Source organism: Streptomyces sp. NPDC037242, from assembly GCF_055604165.1.
The window spans coordinates 1-17180 of sequence record NZ_JBVJUY010000019.1; the positions used below are offsets into that span (position 1 = coordinate 1).

Consider the following 17180-nt stretch of genomic DNA (forward strand, 5'->3'; position numbering starts at 1 on the left):
GTGCTCTCGGCGTGCCGACCGGAAGCCCGCGTACTGGACGTACTCGGGCTTCCGGCCGGTGCGGCGAGAGCACGTGCCGGGCGTCGCGACGCCACGGACATCCGTCAGACACCCCCTAACGGCCGTCGTCGATGGCGCCGAGGCGCCGCAGGGCTTCGCGCTGGGCGTCGCTCAGGCCGTAGGCCTTGTTCAGCCTCATGCGCTCATAAGGGCGGTCCGGAACGAGCATGGCGGTGGCCTTGCCGTCCGCGTGGGACCACAGACGCACGGTCCCGTCCGTGCTGGCCGACACCAGGGTTTCGCCGTCGCTGCCGAAGTCGACTGAGGTCACCGCCCCGGGATGGCCGCGCAGCACCTGCACGCAGCGGCCTTCCGCGAGCTCCCACACGTGCACGGTGCGGTCCTCACCCCCGCTCGCGGCAAGGTTGCCGCTCGGGCCCACGGCCACGCACGACACCCGGTTCCCGTGCCCCGTGAGCGTGTGGAGGTGTTCGGCTGTGTCGAGGTCCCACACGTTGACGCAGCCGTCGACGCCCGAAGTCACCAGTCGGCGGCTGTCCGCGGTCACGGCCAGGGAGGTTACGGCCCCGATGTGCCGGGCGAGCGTCGCCAGGTGCTCTCCGGTCTGCGCGTCCCACAGCTTCACCTGCGCGCGGTGGTCGTGTCCTCCGCTCACCAGGAGCCGCCCGTCAGGGGTGAACGCGAGCGCGCCCACGCTGGAGTCGTAAGCGTCGATGACCGTGATGGCGCGCCCGGTGACGGTGTCCCACACACGGATCCTGCTGTGCGCGCCGCCGCTCGCCACCCTGGTGCCGTCCGCGCTGAAGGCCACGTCCGCCACCCAGCCGGTGTGCCCGTGCAGCACGTGCAGGCACTGGCCTCCCTCGACGTCCCAGACCCGTACGGTCCGGTCGTCGCCGGTACTGGCGAGCAGCCGGCCGTCGGGACTGAAGGCGAGTGCCTGCACCCAGTGCTGGTGCCCGCGCAGGGTGCGGGCCCGGTGCGGTGCGCGCGTCGGCCACAGGCGTATGTCGGTGTCGTCACCGGCGCTGGCGATCGTCCTGCCGTGCGGCGCGCACACCACTGCCCGGACCGGCTGCTCGTGGCCGCGGATGACCATCAGGCACTCGCCGCGGCCCGCGTCCCACACCCGTACCGTCTGGTCGTCGCCTCCGCTGACGAGCCGCCGGCTGCCGGGGACGAACGCGGTGCCCGACACGCCGAGCTCGTGACCGGCCAGCGTCTGCACCCGCCGCCCCGCGGCGAGGTCCCAGACCCGTACCGTACGGTCGCCGCTGGCGGAGGCCAGCAGACCGTCGGCCGAGTCGAACGACAGGTCGGTCACCCGGTCGGCGTGGGCGCGCAGGGTATGTGTCAGTGCGCCGGTCGACAGCTCCCAGACGCGGATGATGCCGTCGAAGCCGCCTGCGGCCACCGACCGGCCGTCGGGCGACACGGCGATGCTCCACAGGCTGTCCGGCTGCTCGTCCCGCTCGTCGGCGAGCACCCGCAGGCACTCGCCGCTGTTGCTGTCCCACACCCGGACCGTGCCGTCCAGGCTGCACGTCACCAGCGTCTCGCCGTCGGGCGCGTAGGCGACCGCGCTCACCCAGTTGCCGTGGCCGTGCAGGGTGTGGCGCAGCCGCCCGGTGAGCGCGTTCCACACCCGGCCGGTGTTGTCGTACGCCGCACCGGCGACCAGCGGTTCCGTCGGGTGGCAGGCCACGTCCACGACGGCTTCCTCGGGGCCGTGGCACACCTGGATGCAGCGATGGGTGCGCATGTCCCAGATCCGCACGGTCCGGTCCGCGCCCGCGCTGGCCAGGATGCGGTCGTGGTCGCCGAACGCCACGGCCCAGGCGGTTCCGGAGTGCTCGTGCCAGGTGGCGGTGGGCCGCGCGTCGGCGAGCTGCCATACGCGGACGTCCCCGCCGCCGGTGCCCGCGGCGACCAGCGCTCCGTCGGAGGACACCGCGACGCCGCGGACGACCCCGAAGGTGTCCGTGAACAGCGTGCGCTCGAAACGCGCCGCCGTGAAGTCGACGTCCCTGAGCGTGACCCCTCGCAGATCGGCCTCACGTACCGTCAGGGCTGAGAAGTCGAACTCCGACGGGGGCAGTTGGAGGTGGAGCACCAACTGCAGCACATTGGCGGCGGTGTATCCCACGGACGGCCCCGCGGCGCCCCGGCGGGCCGCCGCCAGCAGATCCTGGAGCATCCGCGTGACCTCGGGCAGCCCGAACGTGCCGAGCAGGCGGCGGGCCAGGGGGGCCACCAGTACCCGGGCCTGTGCCTCCCGGATGTACTGCCGGGCCGTCGCCAGGGTCAGGGCGTGGCTGGACAGTTGCTCGGGCGTCCCTGAGACGACTTCCCGGAACAACGCGTCCAGGAGCCTTTCCAGCACGAACTCCAGGATCACGGGGTGGGTCGTGAAGGAGCCGGGCAGGCCCCCGCCGGCCATCGAGCGGCGGCTGAGCGCGTCCAGCGCCGCGATCAGCTCGCGCCGGGTCAGCGGGGGTACGACATCGCGTTCCAACTCCCCCAGGGTCACCGGTTCGCGGCGGACCGCGAACCAGTACATCACCGCCTGCTCGTGCGCCGACATGCGGTCGAACTGGCCGGCGAGCAGCTGGTGCGTCCCGCCGACGACGCCGGTGTCCTCGCGCAGGAACGCGGCCACATCGCCCTGGAAGACCCGCAGCACCGTGTCGCAGACGACCTTGATCTCCAGCGGATTGCCCGAGTACCGCTCGATGAGCGCCGACCACGACTCGACCCGTGAGGTCAGGCCCCGGTCGGCCATGAGGTGGCGGCCCGCCGTGTCCGACAGCCCGCCCAGGTCCATCACGCGGACCGGGCCGCTGTCCGACCGCGACCGGACGATCTCGGCGGGCATCTCCCGGCTGGTGACCAGCAGGCAGCTGCGGTGGCCCCCGGCGGCTACGGCGTCGAACAGCGCCCCGTAGTCCGCGAGCCCCGGCAGGTAGCTTCCGGCCGTGAGCGCGCCGCCCTCGAACAGGGACTCCGCATTGTCCAGGACCAGAAGGCACCTGCGTTCGCGCAGCAGGCGCCGCACCAGCAGCATCTGCTCCTCCAGGGAGTCGGGCAGGTCGGTGATCTCTCCGGCCGAGACGTGCCGTACGAACGCGCCGAGGACCTCCGCCAGCGGCTGCGCGTTGAACAGGGAGCGCCAGAACACCACGGTGAAGTCGTCCCGCAGGGCGGCTGCGAGATGCGCGGCGAGCGTCGTCTTGCCCATGCCGCCGCGGCCCAGGACGGCGACCAGCCGGCACTGGTCCTCGCCGAGCCACTGGCGCAGGGTCCCGATCTCCTCTGCGCGCCCGAAGATCACGGGTACGTCGGGGGCCTCACGCAGGTCCACACGGGGCCCCTCACCCGGGATGGCGGCGCCTTGCGAGGGCTGCCCCGGAGCAGGCACCGATGCGACGGGGTCGCCGTCCGGCGAGGGCTCCGCCGCGTACACCGGCTCCACCCGCGGGGCCGTCCCCGTATCGCGCTGAACGAGTTCGGCGAATGCCGGGTGCCCGACGAATGCTTCGGCGGGCAGGGCGTGCAGACGGCGGTGGTCGAACTCCCGGTCGTCGCACACCACGACGCCGACCAGCAGCCCCCGGCAGAACACCGCCGTCCCCGAAGCACCGGACCACGGACGCCGGCCCGAGGAGGAGTCGGCCCGGGGCGCGGCCTGCTGGTCGAGTACGTAGTACCGCTGCGGCCCGGTGGCCAGCGGCGGCAGTTGCCCGCGCAGCTGCTCGACGTGGGGGACGTCGCCGTAGCGGGCCAGCAGGGGGAAGCCGATGCCGTTGTAGTCCAGCGCGTCGTGGCCCTCCGGCCGTCCCCAGCGCACCGGCGGTCCGCCCACATCGATCGGCTCGTCGAGCCGGAGCAGTGCGGCGTCGATCTCCGGGAAGTCCCCGGTGGTCGGGTCCGGCCAGCAGAGCAGCGCGGTACGCCGCGCAGGGGTTCCATGGCGCGGATGGCCGATGCGGACCTCGAACCGCGGCCAGCCGCGGCCGTGGGCGTCGGTCACGACATGGCGCGCCGTCAGGACCAGGTGAGGGCTGATGAGGTAGCCCGAGCCACTGCTCCTCGACTCCTGCTCCGTACCGGCCCGCACGTCAGCCAGGCGCGCGGGGTCCACCTCAGTCGCCCCAGGACGTCGAACGGTCCTGGCCGACCTGGACGTTGCGGCCACCGGTGGCTTCGTCGCGCACGCTGAGCCGGAGCGTGAGCCTGTGGGTCCGCGCGGTGGCCACCGCCCCGGCGATGCCCGCGCTCACCACGCCGAAGGACAACCGCGCCTCCGGTGACGCCTCCCGGCGCAGCTCCAGCAGCAGTTCCAGCTCCGCCTCCGCGACCTCGAACCGGAGCTGCTGCCCCGCCCCCGCGTCCTGCGCCCGGCCGAGCTCCCGGCGCAGTTCCTCGATCGCCTCGGCCAGTCCGATCTCCGCCACCGCGCATCCCCCCAGGACTCTCCCGACCACGCTCAAGCAGTGTGCCCGGCCTGCGCCCCCTCATGCCGGCGATGCCGCCCCGGGTTGCGGCCTTCCCCGGAGGTGCCATCGTAGAAATAAAGGCATTGCTCGGTGACCGATTTCCGAGGGCTGAGCCATGGAAGACGAGCAAGCGCACGTCGTGGTCAACGATGACCAGTTCGACCTGGACATCCGCGTCAGGATGACGACGCGGGAAGTCGACAGATTCGTCATCCAGGACACCCACAGCTGCGCCAGTACCTGCGGCGATGAATGCACGAACAGCTGTGCCAGTACCTGTGCGGGCAGTTGCCCCGTTCTCGACACTCCCAACGAGACCGAAACCTGTGGGACCTGCGGCTCCTGCACCTCGGAGTGCGACCGCAGCCTCTACGAGGACCACTACGTCCTGGAGGTCAGTCAGGTCCGGGCCGACGGGGTCACCCGCAAGGTCGCCGGGGAGCACGTCATCCGCCGCGTCGTCGAGCACGAGAACCCCCCGCAGGAAGGCTGATGGTCCCGCCCGCCTGGCAGCCGGCCATCGGCGATCCGCAGACCGCCGCCTCGGTGCGCGCCGTCTGCGTGGACGTGCTCTCGCGGCTGCGAGACCCCGACACCGTCGAGGGAGCGGCCCGTACGACACCGCTCCAGGGACGTCCGCGATGGACGGCCCACAGCGCCGCCCAAGGCACGTGCGGTCTCGCCCTCGCCTTCGGACACCTCGACCGGTGCCTGCCCGGCGAGGGCTGGGACCTCGTGGCCCACCAGCACCTCGGCCGCGCCGTCGACGGCACCGCGTCGAACCCCGTGGGCACCCTGGGACTCTTCGCCGGCCTCACCGGGGTGGCCTTCACCACCGCGTACCTGGCGCGCGGCGGACAGCGGTACCGCACCCTGCTCGGCGACATCGACGACAGCCTGTACACCCGGATTCCCCAACGGCTGCCGGCCGTCACCGGGGAAGGCCTCTCCGTCGGTACGTTCGACCTCGTGTCGGGGTGGACCGGCGTGGCCGCGTATCTCCACTCCCGGCCGACCGGCCCGGCCCGGGACCGTGCTCTCCAGATGGTGCTCGGCTGGCTCGTGGACCTGTCCCGCGCCGTCGACGGGGTCCCCGCCTGGCACACCCCGCACGCCCTCATCACGGACGAGGGCATGCGCGACCGGTACCGGACCCCGGTCGCCAACTGCGGCCTCGCCCACGGCATCACCGGCCCTCTCGCCATGCTCGCCCTCGCCCACGCCGACGGCCCGATCGGCGCGGGACACACCGAGGCGATCCGCCGCACGGCGTCCTGGCTCGCCTCGCACCAGGTCGACGACGCCCAGGGAGCGGCGTACCCGGCGGTCGTCCCGCTCGGTGAGGACCCCGCCACCGCCGCACCACCGACGGCAGCCCGCGACGCCTGGTGCTACGGCAGCCCCGGTGTCGCCCGCGCCCTCTGGCTGGCCGGCACCGCCCTCGGGGACCCCGACCTGACACGTACGGCCGTGGCCGCCATGCGGGCCGTCCTACGACGGCCCGTCGCCCGGCGGCGCATCGACTCGCCCGGGTTCTGCCACGGCATCGCCGGGCTCCTCCAGGTCACCCTGCGATTCGCCGTCGACACCGGGGACGAGGAGATCAACGAGGGCGCGCGCCGCCTGGTCGACCAACTGCTCGGCGCATACCAGCCGCAGGCGCCCTTCGGCTATCGCAGTGTCGAGCCCGACGGCACCCGCGAGGACCGCTCCGGCCTCCTCGAAGGCGCCGCGGGGGTCGCCCTCCCCCTTCTCGCCGCCGTCACACTCGAACCACCCGCCTGGGACCGGTTCTTCCTCCTGTCATGAGCGCCGACGCCTCCCGTGGTCCCGGCCGTCGGACACGAGCCGCTCCCCGGGCATCCGGGTTGTACCGCTGTCTCGACGACTTCGTCATCCGCACCCCGATCCTCCCCGTCGCGCAGTACCCCGCGGCCGAGGACCTCGGGCGCGCGTCCGCGACCGCTCGCGTCCGGGACGACGACGAGGCGCGACGTGCCGTCGTCGTGTCCTCGCTGGCCCTCGCCACCGCGTTGGCGGGGCCCGTACGCAACGAACGCGACCGGCGGCGCCTTGAGTCGAGCCTCCTGCGCTACCTCATTCGTCTCAGCACCCGGCCCACGCCCTTCGGGCTGAACGCCGGCGTCGCGCTGGGGCGGTGGGGCCCGGTCACCGACGTCCGCCTCGCCGACCGGCCCCCCGAGGTCCACGCCCGTATCGACATGCACGCCCTCGTGCACTTCGTCACCGCCCTCGAATCACGCACCGAGATCCGGGAGGAGACGACCGTCATCGCCAATCCGGCCGTGCTGCACCGCGCCGGCCGGATCACGTTGAGCGGTGTCGAAGCGGTCCTCGGAGCGAACGGCGGGGAGAACGTCACCCTGCGCGCCACCGGCGCCGTCACTCGCGCCCTCGCCCTCGCCCGCACACCCACGGCCTACGCGGACCTCGCCGCCGACCTCCTGGAATCCGTACCCGGAGCCACTCCGGACAAGGTCCACGATCTGCTGTACCGGCTGTGGCGGCACGCGTTCCTGCTGACCGACCTGCGCCCACCGCTGACCCGCCTCGACCCCTCGGGACACGTCCTGGAGCACCTCGGCCGGATACCGGCAGCCGCCGGCGCCGCCGCGGACCTCGGCGATCTGCTGGCCGCGATCCGGGACTGGGAGGGGCAGCCGGCCGGCGCCGGCGCCGCCGCCTTCCCCGCGCTCGCCGATCACGCCCGCCGTGTCACGGGCTTCGAAACGGCCACGCCGCTCCAGGTCGACACCGTTGTGCCCCTGGCGGCCTGCGACGTGTCCCGCAAGGTGGCCGATGAGGCGGTCCGAGCGGCCGAACTGCTGCTGCGGCTCACCCCGTTCCCGTTCGGCATGCCGCAGATCAGCGCGTACAGGAGCGCGTTCGAGGCGCGCTACGGCACCGACCGCGACGTGTCCGTCCTCGAACTCCTCGATCCCGTCGCAGGCCTCGGGTCACCGTCCCTCCTGCCTCCGGTCATGCCCGCCAAGGCCGCCCGTGCCGACACCTTGCTCCGCCTCGCCACCCGTGCCCTCCACGAGCACCTCGCCAGCGTCGAACTCGACCAGGACACCGTCGACCGGCTCGCCCTCTGGGAAGCGGCTCCCGAGGGGCTCCCCGCCTCGCTCGACCTCTACGCCATGGTCTGCGCCCCGTCACCCGCCGCCATCGACGCCGGGGACTTCCACCTGGTCGTGGGCCCCAACGTCGGTGCCGGAGCAGCCGGACGCAACCTCGGCCGCTTCGCGGGCATGCTCACCGGCGCCGTTCCCGCCCTCGGTTCCATCGCCGACGCCGAGCAGGCCGTCGAAGCCGGCCGCGTTCTGGCCGAGCTGGTGTACCTCCCGGAGAAGACCCGCTCGGCGAACGTCGTCGTCCGGCCCTCGATCCGCGACCACGAGGTGGGCATTCGCACCAGCGCGCAGGACGGACCTGCCCGCTCCATCCCCCTCGACCGGCTCGCGGTCCGCGTCACGAACGGCAGGTTCGCCCTGATCTGGGACGACGACGCCACGGGGGAACGCCGAGAGGTCGGCGTCTGCTCGGGACACATGCTCAACAACAGCCGGGCCCCGGCCGTCTGCCGTTTCCTCGCCGATGTGAGCCGCGACGGCACCGCCCAGATCGTCGGCTTCGACTGGGGCCCGGCCCGCGACTTCCCCTACCTGCCCCGCGTCACCTCCGGCCGGGTCGTCCTGCGCCTGGCCCAGTGGCGCATCGACCACGCCGCGGCGCACGAACTGGCCGGGCAGCAGCCGGACCGGTTCCAAGCCGCCTTCGAAGCCTGGCGCCGCGAGTGGCGGGTGCCCCGCTTCACGTACCTGACGAGCAGCGACGCGGCCGCGGACCATCGGCTCCTCATCGACGCCACCGCGCAGTCCCACACCCACGAGATACGGCGAGCCCTGAACCGTCTGCGTCCCGGCGGCAGCGTGGTCCTCCAGGAGGCCGTTCCCGGGCTCGACGATGCCTGGGTCGGCGGGCCGAGCGGCCGCCACACGGTCGAACTCGTGGTGTCCATGGCCCGCAACGCCGTTGTTCCGCGCTCCGTTCCACCCGGCAGGGCCGGCGCCCCGGTGGCGAGGGCGGACCGGCTGCGGCCCCCGGGCAGCGACTGGACCTTCGTCAAGCTCTACGGCGACCGGCAGGAGGAGGAATCCCTGCTCGTCGACGGCATCCGGGAGCTCATCGGCTCGCTCGACGGCCAGTGCGACCGACGCGTCTTCCTGCGCTACTCGGACCCCGAACCCCACTTGCGGCTACGCCTGCGCGGCAACCCTGCCGTGCTCGTCCCCGCACTCAGCGACTGGGCCGGCACCCTCCTCGCCGACGGCCACGTCTCCCGTTTCACCTTCGACGTCTACGATCGCGAGATCGAACGCTACGGCGGCGTCGTCGGGATGGAGGTCGCCGAACAGCTGTACTCCGCCGACAGCTCCGCCGTTCTCGACCTGCTCTCCCTCGACCTGGCCGGCAGGTCCCAGCTCGACAGGACCAGCCTGGCGCTGCTCACCATCGACGATCTGTTGGCCGGGCTCGGCCTGAGCGAGGCCGAGAGGCTCCGCTTCTACGACTGGGAGAATCCCCAGCGACGGGCTGCGGGCGCGGAGTACCGCACGCGCAAGGCGGAGTTCTGCGACCTGCTGCGCGGACCACCTCCTCGTCCCGTTGCCGACGTCCTCGCGCGGCGTCGTCCCCAACTGGCGGACGCCGCCGACCGGCTCGCCGATCTGGGTCGCCGCCGGCAGCTCGGCAAGACGCTGCCCGAGCTGTGCCACAGCTACGTACACCTGCACTGCAACCGCCTCCTGGGCACGGACCGGGCTGCCGAGAACACGGTGCTGCAACTGCTCTACCGCACCCGCCACAGCCTGGATTCCGCCCCGTGAGCCGTGCGGCACTGGTGCACCCAGTCCAACGGCAAGCTCGCAGCACAGGACTTCTGGTCACCCGACCCGGCAACCCCCGATCACTTCCCGGCCGTCTTCGCATCCCTGCCGCTCATTGCCTGGCCCGCTCCTGCGCCGCGAACCGGTCGGGGTCTGCGCCCAGATCACCCCCTGGAACTACCCCCTGATGATGGCGGCGTGGAAGATCGCCCCGGCGATCGCAGCCGGGAACACGACCGTCCTCAAGCCCGCCGACACCACGCCCTCCTCGTCCGCGCTGCTGGCACGCATCGCCCGGGAGCACCTGCCGCCGGGCGTGCTCGACGTCGTGTGCGGGGACCGCGACACCGGCCGGGCGCTGACCGCCCACCGCGCGGTGGCCCTGATCTCGGTCACCGGCAGCGTACGGGCGGGGCAGGAGATCGCGGCCACGGCGGCGTGGACGTCGAGGGGACGGCCGCCGCCCTGGCCGGGGTCGCCTACTACAACGCGGGCCAGGACTGCACCGCGCCCACCCGGTTCCTGGTCCACCCGCGGGTGTACGACGCGTTCCTCGGCTCCTTCGCCGCCGCGGCGGCGAAACTGCGCACCGGCCCTCCGGACGAACCGGGCGCGGACTTCGGCCCCCTGAACAACGCGGCCCAGCTGGCATCCGTACGGGGCCTGCTCGACCGGCTCCCGGTCCACGCCGAGACCGTCACCGGGGGCGCCCGGATCACGCGGCCCGGCTTCTTCCACGAGCCGACCGTCGTGGCCGGCGTGCGCCAGGACGACGAGATCGTTCAGGAGGAGATCTTCGGCCCGGTGGTGACCGTCCAGACGTTCACCGACGAGGCCGAGTCCCTGCGGCTGGCCAACGACGTCCGCTTCGGGCTCGCCGCCAGCGTCTGGACCTCGGACCACGACCGCGCCATGCGGGCGACCCGGGCCCTGCACACGGGCATCGTCTGGGTGAACACCCATGGCACCACCGTCTCCGAGATGCCTCACGGAGGCGTCAAGCACTCGGGCTACGGCAGCGATCTCTCCCTGTCGGGCCTCCTGGACTACACGCAGGCCAAGCACGTGATGCTGTGAGCGAGCGCAGCCCACTGCGAACCCGGTCCCGATGGGTCAGCGGCCGAGGGAAGGAGGCCGGCAGCTCCTTGCAGCGACCCAGCCGACGCGAACGCATACCGCGACGATGCCACGACCCCGGCAATTCCCTGAAGTTCCAGCGCAGTTCCTGACCGAACACGGGACGGGTTGCGTAGGGAATCCCGTGGGCTGAACCCTGTCTTCCGCCCTCATGGGCCTGAGAGCATCCCCCGTATGACGACGCACTTCCTCACTCGCGCGGCCATCGCGCTCGCCTTCTCCGCCGCCCTCGTGTGCTTGTCCACGCAGGCGGACACCTCCGCCGCCCCGGCCGACTCCCGGGTTCAGCTGGGGACTTGTCACGGCTGCTGGCCCAACGACGCCGTCGTCGCGATGCCCAGCGGCTGGGGCCAGGACTTCCCCGACGTGGTGCAGGGCGACGGCGTCTGGCTCTGACCGCCACCGCGCCGCGGGGCACGCGGCGAGGCCGGTCACCGCGGTCCGCCTGGCCGACCGGGCGTAGCGGCGCATCCGTGGTCCGGGCGAGACCGGCCGGAGCGGTTCGCACATCCCGGCGTACGGGGATTCCTCCCTCCCCGTACATCAGCACGCACCGCCCCGCCCCGCCGCGAGCGCGCCGCCGAGCACCGGGATCCTTACGACAGGCCCCCCAGGGCGAACCCCAGCCCCATCGCGACGAACAACGCGCCCAGTGCGCTGAACAGCCACCAGAAGGCAGTGCCCTCGGCCGGGAGTATCCAGCGTGACGGGTCCGCCCGGTCGTACCGGACCTCGACGCGGGCACCGACGGGAAGGGTCCTGTCCTTGGGCCGGGCGATGCTCGTCCTGGTCTCCATGGCGCGGCCGTCGCCCGTGCTCCACGTGATCACCGGGTAGTACACGGTGGTTCCGACGCTCCGGCCGGTGCTGCCGGCGTCCGAGGCCGGCGCGATCCGGGTCTCCTCAAGACGGGTCACCACGCCCCGCGCGGTACTGCCCTCCCTCAGCAGGAACCGGACGCGTCGGATCTTGAGGCAGGCGACGACGCCGATGACCGACCCCGAGGCGGTGAAGACCGATGCGAAGAGCAGGAGTATCTGGGAAGCGGACACGGGGTCGTCTCGATTCTGGAGCCGGAGGACTCCTGACAGCATGCCAGTGCGGCGGTCTCCTCCCGGAGGAGGAGGCCGGACCGGGCCCCAGGTCCCGGACCAGGGGTGGGCGGGACCGGGGTCCTCGTGCCCTTGGGCGATGTGCCGTACCAGGGCGGGTTCCTAGCCTCGGGGCATGCGATCACACGAAGCGGACGATGCTCAAGGAAACCCCGTGACCACTGTCAGCCCCGCCGCACGCCGTGCCTTGGCCGTGGGCCTCACCCTCGCCGCCTGCCTCACGTCCTCCCCCGCCCTGGCCACGGCCGCCGAGACCCCCACCCAGGACAGCTCCGGGGCCGGACTGGACCGGTACTACCGCCAGCACCTCGGCTGGGGCAGCTGCACCAAGGGCCCCGACGACACCAAGGGCCGCGATCTGGACCAGGCAGGCGTGCAGTGCGCGGACGTGACCGTGCCCCTGGACTACGCCGACCCCCGGGGGCGCACGATCACCGTGGCGGTCTCCCGGCTCAAGGCCACCGACACCCGCCACCGCATCGGCGCGATCCTCCTCAACAACGGCGGTCCGGGCGGTCCCGCACTCCAGTCCCCGCCGCAGGCCCGCGCGTCGATGAAGGAGGTCGGCGCGCGCTACGACATCGTCGGCTTCGACCCGCGCTTCATCGGGCGCAGCACCCCGCTGGACTGCGGCTTGCCCGTCGGTATGACCTGGCTGTCCGCCGGCGCCGGCCGGGCGGGCTTCGACCGCCAGGTCGCCCTGCAGAAGAGCCTGGCCGACAAGTGCCGGGCCACCACCGGTGCCTCGGTGCTCCCGCACGTCACCACCCGCAACACGGCCCGCGACATGGACGTCATCCGCGGCACGCTCGGTGAGCGGAAGATCTCCTTCCTGGGCTACTCGTACGGCACCTACCTGGGCACGGTCTACACGCAGATGTTCCCCGGCCGCCACGACCGGATGGTGCTGGACGGGGCGATCAACCCGAGCGACTACCGCCCCCGGCTGCTGAAGGGCGCCGAGCGCGAGAACGAGAAGGCTCTGTCCGACTGGGCCGCCTGGGCCGCGGAGCACCACGACGCCTACGGCCTCGGCCGCAGCCGCGCCGAGGTCCTCGCCGCCGTCGACCGCATCGTCGCGGCGGCCGCGCGCGCTCCGCTGACCATCGGCGCCGGCGCCGATGCCTTCCGGATCGACGACAGCCAGGTGCCGCTCCTCCTCTTCTCGGGCATCGCGGACGACACCGCCGCGGCGCGGGCCTCGTTCGGCGAGCTGCTCTCCGTACTGGCCAATGCCGTGGAGGGCCGGCCGACGACGGTGCCGCCGATGCTCCTCCCGGAGCTCCGCTATGTGCTGCGCGGTGAGGGCGAGCCCACCGGCGCGCAGTCCGCCGTCATCTGCGGGGACGTGGCCGCCGAGCGCGATCCCGAGCTCTACTGGCGGGACATCGAGCGCAACCGCGCCGCGCACCCGCTGTTCGGCGCCCTGACCAACAACATCAACCCGTGCGCCTTCTGGGACTCGCCACGCGAAGAGCCCACCCGGGTGCGGCGCGATGCCCCCGCACTGATCGTCGCCGCCACCGGTGACCCGCGTACGACGTACAAGGGAAGCGTCGAACTGCACAAGCAGCTGCCGAGCTCCAGGCTGGTCACCCTCGAGGGCGCCAACCGGCACGCCCTCTTCGGGCGCTACGGCAACGCGTGCGTGGACGACCAGGTCAACCGGTACCTGGCCACCGGCAAGCTGCCGGCGAAGGACCGGACCTGCGTCAAGCACTAGCGGCCCGCGGTTCACTCCGTGAGACGCTCTCGCGTGGCCTGGATCTTGTAGACGTCGCCGACCCTCAGCTTCTCCGGTGTGACGTACTCGCCGTAGGTGCCGATGACGGTGACGGCCACCTGGGAGGCGGGCTGCCAGAAGGTACGGAAGTACGGGGCGTTCACGGGCATTGCCGGGACCTCCACCAGCGGGACGCCGCGCCGCTCCAGCAGGCGGCGCAGCTTCTCGAACCGCAGCCGCCGGGTGAACCGCCCGTACCGGTCGCGGAGCACGCCGTCGACGATGGCGCGGTTCCCGTGTGCGAGCCGGTGCACCTGCAGGGAGAAGTGGTGGCCCGCCCAGGGGTCCTCGGCGGAGACCCGGTCCCAGTAGAACTCGGCGAGGCCGTAGTCGCGGACCAGGCCCTGGGCGTGCGCGTTCTCGCCGAAGTCCGCCCCGAGGACCTCGGTGACGCGGTCGGGCGAGTCACCGGGGCCCATGCCGAGCACGGTGCCGGAGGTGACGACGTCCACGTAGAACGCCAAGGAGTACGGGGTCAAAGGCCGGTTCCTCGGTCGGTTGCGGTGTGTGCGCACCACCGTAACCCCGCCGGCGTGGTGACCGGGGGCCGCGGTACGGCGCACGCGCCAGTTCCGGTCATCCCTGCTATTCCGGGGTGCGGGCGGCGCGATGGGACTGGCGGTAGGCACGGGGGGTGGTGCCGGTCAGGGCGCGGAAGTGGCGGCGCAGGACGGCCGGTGAGGTGAAGCCGGTGCGGGCGGCGACCTGTTCGACGGGGATGTCGGTCTCCCTGAGTAGCCGCTGGGCCTCTGAGATCCGCGCATTGAGCAGGTACTGGAGGGGGGTGTGACCGGTATGGGCTCGGAAGCGGCGGGTGAGGCTGCTGATGCTGGTCCGTGCGTGGGCAGCCATGTCGGGGAGGGTCACGGCGCGGTCGAGCTGGGTCTCCAGCCACCGAAGAGTCGGTTCGAGCCCAGCGCTGTCCATGATCTCCTGTTCGATGGTGTCCTGGACGCTGTCCGCATCGAGGTGAAGTGGTGTGATCAGCTCCCGGGCGGTCTCTCCTGCCACTCGCGCACCGTGGTCACTGCGGAGGATGTGCAGACAGATGTCCAGTCCGCCGAAGATCCCCGCAGTTGTGAGGAAGGGGCCGTCCTCGACCACGGTGCCGAGCGCGTCCACCTCGATCCGTGGATGGCGCTCCGCGAGTTCCCCGGTGTGTCGCCAGCTGGTTGTCGCGCGGCGACCGTCCAACAGGCCGGTCGCCGCGAGGGTGAAGACACCCGTGCCGACAGCTGCGAGACGGATTCCCCGGCTTGCCGCCGCGTGCAGCGCGGCGTGAACGGATGCCGGCGGCTCGCCCCGGTGGCCGGGGTGCCCGGTGATCAGTACGACATCCGCGCCCACGAGACCTTCCAGGCCCCAGGGCAGGCTGACCGGCATCGGGCCGGGCGAATGGACCACCCGAAGACCGGGGGCGGCGCAGAGTCGCACCTCGTAGTCCACGCCCGGATGGTCACGGGACACAGCTGCGAACACCATTGCGGGGGTGGTGAGGTGAGGGCCGGGAACCCCGTCGAACGCGAGGACGGCGATGATGACTGACACGACCGGAATATAGCCAGGTCGGCGCAGGCGCCGCCGTCAGCCTCGCGTCCGGTCACCTGGAGCTGCCGGCCGGTCAGCCGGACTTGCGGATCGTCTCGCGGATCCAGTCGGCGTAGACCGGCACGTTGGTGTAGAGCCCGGGACCCGTAGCGCACGCCGGGTCGTTGTCACCGTCGCCCGACGTCGTACCGATGAGTTCCCAGCGGCCGTTCCTGGCGCGCTGCACCTGCGGGCCGCCGGAGTCCCCGTTGCACGCCATCGCATCCGGCTTGGCGCTCACCGTGCACAGCCGGGTTTCCCCGGCTCGGTTGACGCACTCGGCCTCGGATCCCCTGCGGGTGTCCAGCTGCTGGAGCCGCTCCGGGAACACCCAGTTCGGGAAAGCGGCGCCGACGACGGTACCGAAGCCGAGGATCCGGGTGGGTGTGCCCACCGGTCCGGCCTGCTTCGCGATCCGGATGGGCTTCTGGGAGACCGGCCGGTCCAGGCGTACCAGCGCGAGGTCGTTCGGGTTGGGCGCGCCGTCCTTCCCCTGGGCGTACCCCGGGTGCATGACGACCTTGTCAACCTTGCGGACGGTGCCGCCGGACGTGCGGTGGTCGCTGCCCACACGGACCAGCCCCTCCTGGGTCACCCCGAGATCGGGGTCCATGCAGTGGCCGGCCGTGAGCACCCATTGCCGGTCGATCAGCGTTGCCCCGCATCCGGCCTTCAGCACCGCCCCGTCCTCCAGAGGGATCGACATGGGGATCGAGGCCATGAAGGAGTAACGTTCCGTTGAATCCTCGCCGTTCACGATGGCGTTCGCGCTGCCGGTCATGAGCGTTGCCCCGAGTGCGGCTGCCATTCCGGCCGCGGCTGCGACGCGCACCGTCAAGGCGCGCAGGCGTGCGGAACGGGGATCGGAGGTCGGGCGGTGGGCGGGAGTAAGACGCATGTCAGTCCTCTCGGAGGGGGCGCAGGAAGAGGCACGGGCCGGGCGGCCTCTCGTGCCGGGCTCCGTGCTGATGCCCATCCTCCGGGCCGGGTCCCGCCCCAAAACAGTCGTTCTCATGTCACTCTCGGCTAAATTCGGGACATGTCACTGATCGCCGTCCTGGCGCTCGACGGAGTTCCGGGGCACCAGCTCACCACCCCCGGGCTTGTCTTCGGCGCGGCCGCCAGGCACCACCCGTGGGTTGACTACGACCTGCGGATCTGCGCCGCGCCGGGCTTCGAGAGCACGGGCGGCTCCGCTCCCTTCCGTATCGGGACACCGTGGGGTCTGGAGGGACTGGAGGACGCCGACACCGTGCTGCTGCCCGGCTGCGCGGCCTTCCGGGACGCACCCGCGCCCGCCGTGGCCGAGGCCCTGCGTGCCGCCGCCGCACGTGGCTGCCGCATCGGCGCGGTCGGTACCGGCACGTTCGTCCTCGCGGCCACCGGTCTGCTCGACGGCCGGCGCGCCGCCACCAGCCGTCGGCACACCGAGGAGCTGGCGCGCCTGCACCCCCGAGTCGAGGTCGACCCCGACGGCGCGGTCGTGACGCACGGCCGCTTCCACAGCGCGGCCGGAGTCCTGGGAGGCGTCGACCTCTGTCTGCGCCTGGTGACCCTCGACCACGGCGAATCCGTGGTCATCGAAACCGAGAGACAGGCGTTCCTCCAGCTCCACGCCCCGGCCGACGACCCCGCCGGTGACGTCGCAGCGACTCTGTCGTCCTCGGACGGCAGTCTCTATGAGGCAATCCGGTGGATGGAGGCCAACCTCGAACATCCGCTGACCCTCGCCGAAATCGCCGACCGCACGGGCCTCGGTGTACGCACCCTGACCCGGCGCTTCCGCTCCGAGACCGGACTCAGCCCGCTCCAGTACCTGCTCCACGCCCGTATCCAGCTCGCTCAGCGGCTCCTGGAGCGCACCGACGACCCCATCGAGCGCATCGCCGCCCGCACCGGTCTGGGCACACCCGCGAACCTGCGGCACCACTTCCATCGCTGTACCGGCACCACTCCCGGCATCTACCGCAACGCCTTCCGTTCCCTTGCCGCCGATCTCACCTGGGCCGCGCGGGATGAGGCCGCCGGCCATTCCTGAGCGGCACGGCAGGTGATGTCCGTTCCGGAGGGTCCTCGTGCGGGACCGCTCGAGCCGCCGGGATACGCTGCGTGATGCCCTGGCCCGGTGCGG

The 17180-nt window shown here is 72.2% G+C and carries 12 protein-coding genes and 1 pseudogene; 7 read left to right on the top strand and 6 right to left on the bottom strand.

All coding sequences use genetic code 11. The features are described from left to right. Nucleotides 1–115: 115 nt before the first annotated feature. Nucleotides 116–4162: an NB-ARC domain-containing protein gene (locus ACZ7GJ_RS22460; RefSeq protein ID WP_470754091.1), complete on the bottom strand. Its 4047-nt coding sequence runs from the start codon at nt 4160–4162 to the stop codon at nt 116–118. A 1-nt stretch (nt 4163) separates the two neighbouring features. Then, a complete protein-coding gene (locus ACZ7GJ_RS22465) occupies nt 4164–4475 on the bottom strand; it encodes a trypco2 family protein (protein ID WP_470754092.1) in 312 nt (103 codons plus the stop codon). Between the two features lie 157 nt (nt 4476–4632). On the opposite strand from ACZ7GJ_RS22465, the gene ACZ7GJ_RS22470 reads away from it, so the two are divergent. From ACZ7GJ_RS22470 to ACZ7GJ_RS22490, 5 genes and pseudogenes are all read left to right on the top strand, one after another. After that, on the top strand, nt 4633–5010 hold the full coding sequence (locus ACZ7GJ_RS22470) for a hypothetical protein (RefSeq protein ID WP_470754094.1): 378 nt from the start codon (nt 4633–4635) through the stop codon (nt 5008–5010). Continuing rightward, nucleotides 5010–6326: a lanthionine synthetase C family protein gene (locus ACZ7GJ_RS22475; protein ID WP_470754097.1), complete on the top strand. Its 1317-nt coding sequence runs from the start codon at nt 5010–5012 to the stop codon at nt 6324–6326. Before ACZ7GJ_RS22470 ends, ACZ7GJ_RS22475 begins: the two co-directional genes overlap by 1 nt. Nucleotides 6327–6385: 59 nt before the next feature. Continuing rightward, complete coding sequence (locus tag ACZ7GJ_RS22480; protein WP_470754099.1) at nt 6386–9430, top strand: lantibiotic dehydratase; 3045 nt, start codon at nt 6386–6388, stop codon at nt 9428–9430. Nucleotides 9431–9545: 115 nt separating this feature from the next. Continuing rightward, nucleotides 9546–10507 (top strand): annotated as a pseudogene (locus ACZ7GJ_RS22485) (aldehyde dehydrogenase family protein); the annotation flags it as partial. A gap of 234 nt (nt 10508–10741) precedes the next feature. Further along, nucleotides 10742–10963, top strand: coding sequence for a hypothetical protein (locus ACZ7GJ_RS22490; RefSeq protein WP_470754101.1), 222 nt, complete (start codon nt 10742–10744; stop codon nt 10961–10963). A gap of 200 nt (nt 10964–11163) precedes the next feature. On the opposite strand, the gene ACZ7GJ_RS22495 is transcribed toward ACZ7GJ_RS22490, so the two are convergent. After that, nucleotides 11164–11619 carry a DUF3592 domain-containing protein gene (locus ACZ7GJ_RS22495; protein WP_470754102.1) on the bottom strand — a complete coding sequence of 152 codons (456 nt, stop codon included), beginning with the start codon at nt 11617–11619 and terminating at the stop codon, nt 11164–11166. 214 nt (nt 11620–11833) lie between these two features. Here ACZ7GJ_RS22495 and ACZ7GJ_RS22500 point away from each other — a divergent pair, with 214 nt between their 5' ends. After that, nucleotides 11834–13402, top strand: a complete 1569-nt coding sequence (locus ACZ7GJ_RS22500) for an alpha/beta hydrolase (RefSeq protein WP_470754104.1) — start codon at nt 11834–11836, stop codon at nt 13400–13402. Nucleotides 13403–13413: 11 nt separating this feature from the next. Here ACZ7GJ_RS22500 and ACZ7GJ_RS22505 read toward each other — a convergent pair whose 3' ends face one another. From ACZ7GJ_RS22505 to ACZ7GJ_RS22515, 3 genes are all read right to left on the bottom strand, one after another. Then, complete coding sequence (locus ACZ7GJ_RS22505) at nt 13414–13941, bottom strand: hypothetical protein (RefSeq protein WP_470754105.1); 528 nt, start codon at nt 13939–13941, stop codon at nt 13414–13416. 106 nt (nt 13942–14047) lie between these two features. After that, nucleotides 14048–15010 (bottom strand): GlxA family transcriptional regulator, encoded by a 963-nt coding sequence (locus tag ACZ7GJ_RS22510; RefSeq protein ID WP_470754106.1) that lies wholly within the window; start codon nt 15008–15010, stop codon nt 14048–14050. A 73-nt stretch (nt 15011–15083) separates the two neighbouring features. Next, the gene (locus tag ACZ7GJ_RS22515) at nt 15084–15830 is read right to left on the bottom strand and encodes a S1 family peptidase (RefSeq protein ID WP_470754107.1); all 747 of its coding nucleotides are present in this window, start codon (nt 15828–15830) and stop codon (nt 15084–15086) included. 258 nt (nt 15831–16088) lie between these two features. On the opposite strand from ACZ7GJ_RS22515, the gene ACZ7GJ_RS22520 reads away from it, so the two are divergent. Further along, nucleotides 16089–17087, top strand: a complete 999-nt coding sequence (locus tag ACZ7GJ_RS22520; protein WP_470754108.1) for a GlxA family transcriptional regulator — start codon at nt 16089–16091, stop codon at nt 17085–17087. Nucleotides 17088–17180: the final 93 nt, after the last annotated feature.

What these genes read in the sequence shown, in the direction of transcription:
- ACZ7GJ_RS22470 (WP_470754094.1), top strand. Translation starts at nt 4,633, where the DNA reads ATGGAAGACGAGCAAGCGCACGTCGTGGTCAACGATGACCAGTTCGAC.
- ACZ7GJ_RS22475 (WP_470754097.1), top strand. Translation starts at nt 5,010, where the DNA reads ATGGTCCCGCCCGCCTGGCAGCCGGCCATCGGCGATCCGCAGACCGCC.
- ACZ7GJ_RS22515 (WP_470754107.1), bottom strand. Translation starts at nt 15,830, where the DNA reads ATGACCGGCAGCGCGAACGCCATCGTGAACGGCGAGGATTCAACGGAA.
- ACZ7GJ_RS22490 (WP_470754101.1), top strand. Translation starts at nt 10,742, where the DNA reads ATGACGACGCACTTCCTCACTCGCGCGGCCATCGCGCTCGCCTTCTCC.
- ACZ7GJ_RS22520 (WP_470754108.1), top strand. Translation starts at nt 16,089, where the DNA reads ATGTCACTGATCGCCGTCCTGGCGCTCGACGGAGTTCCGGGGCACCAG.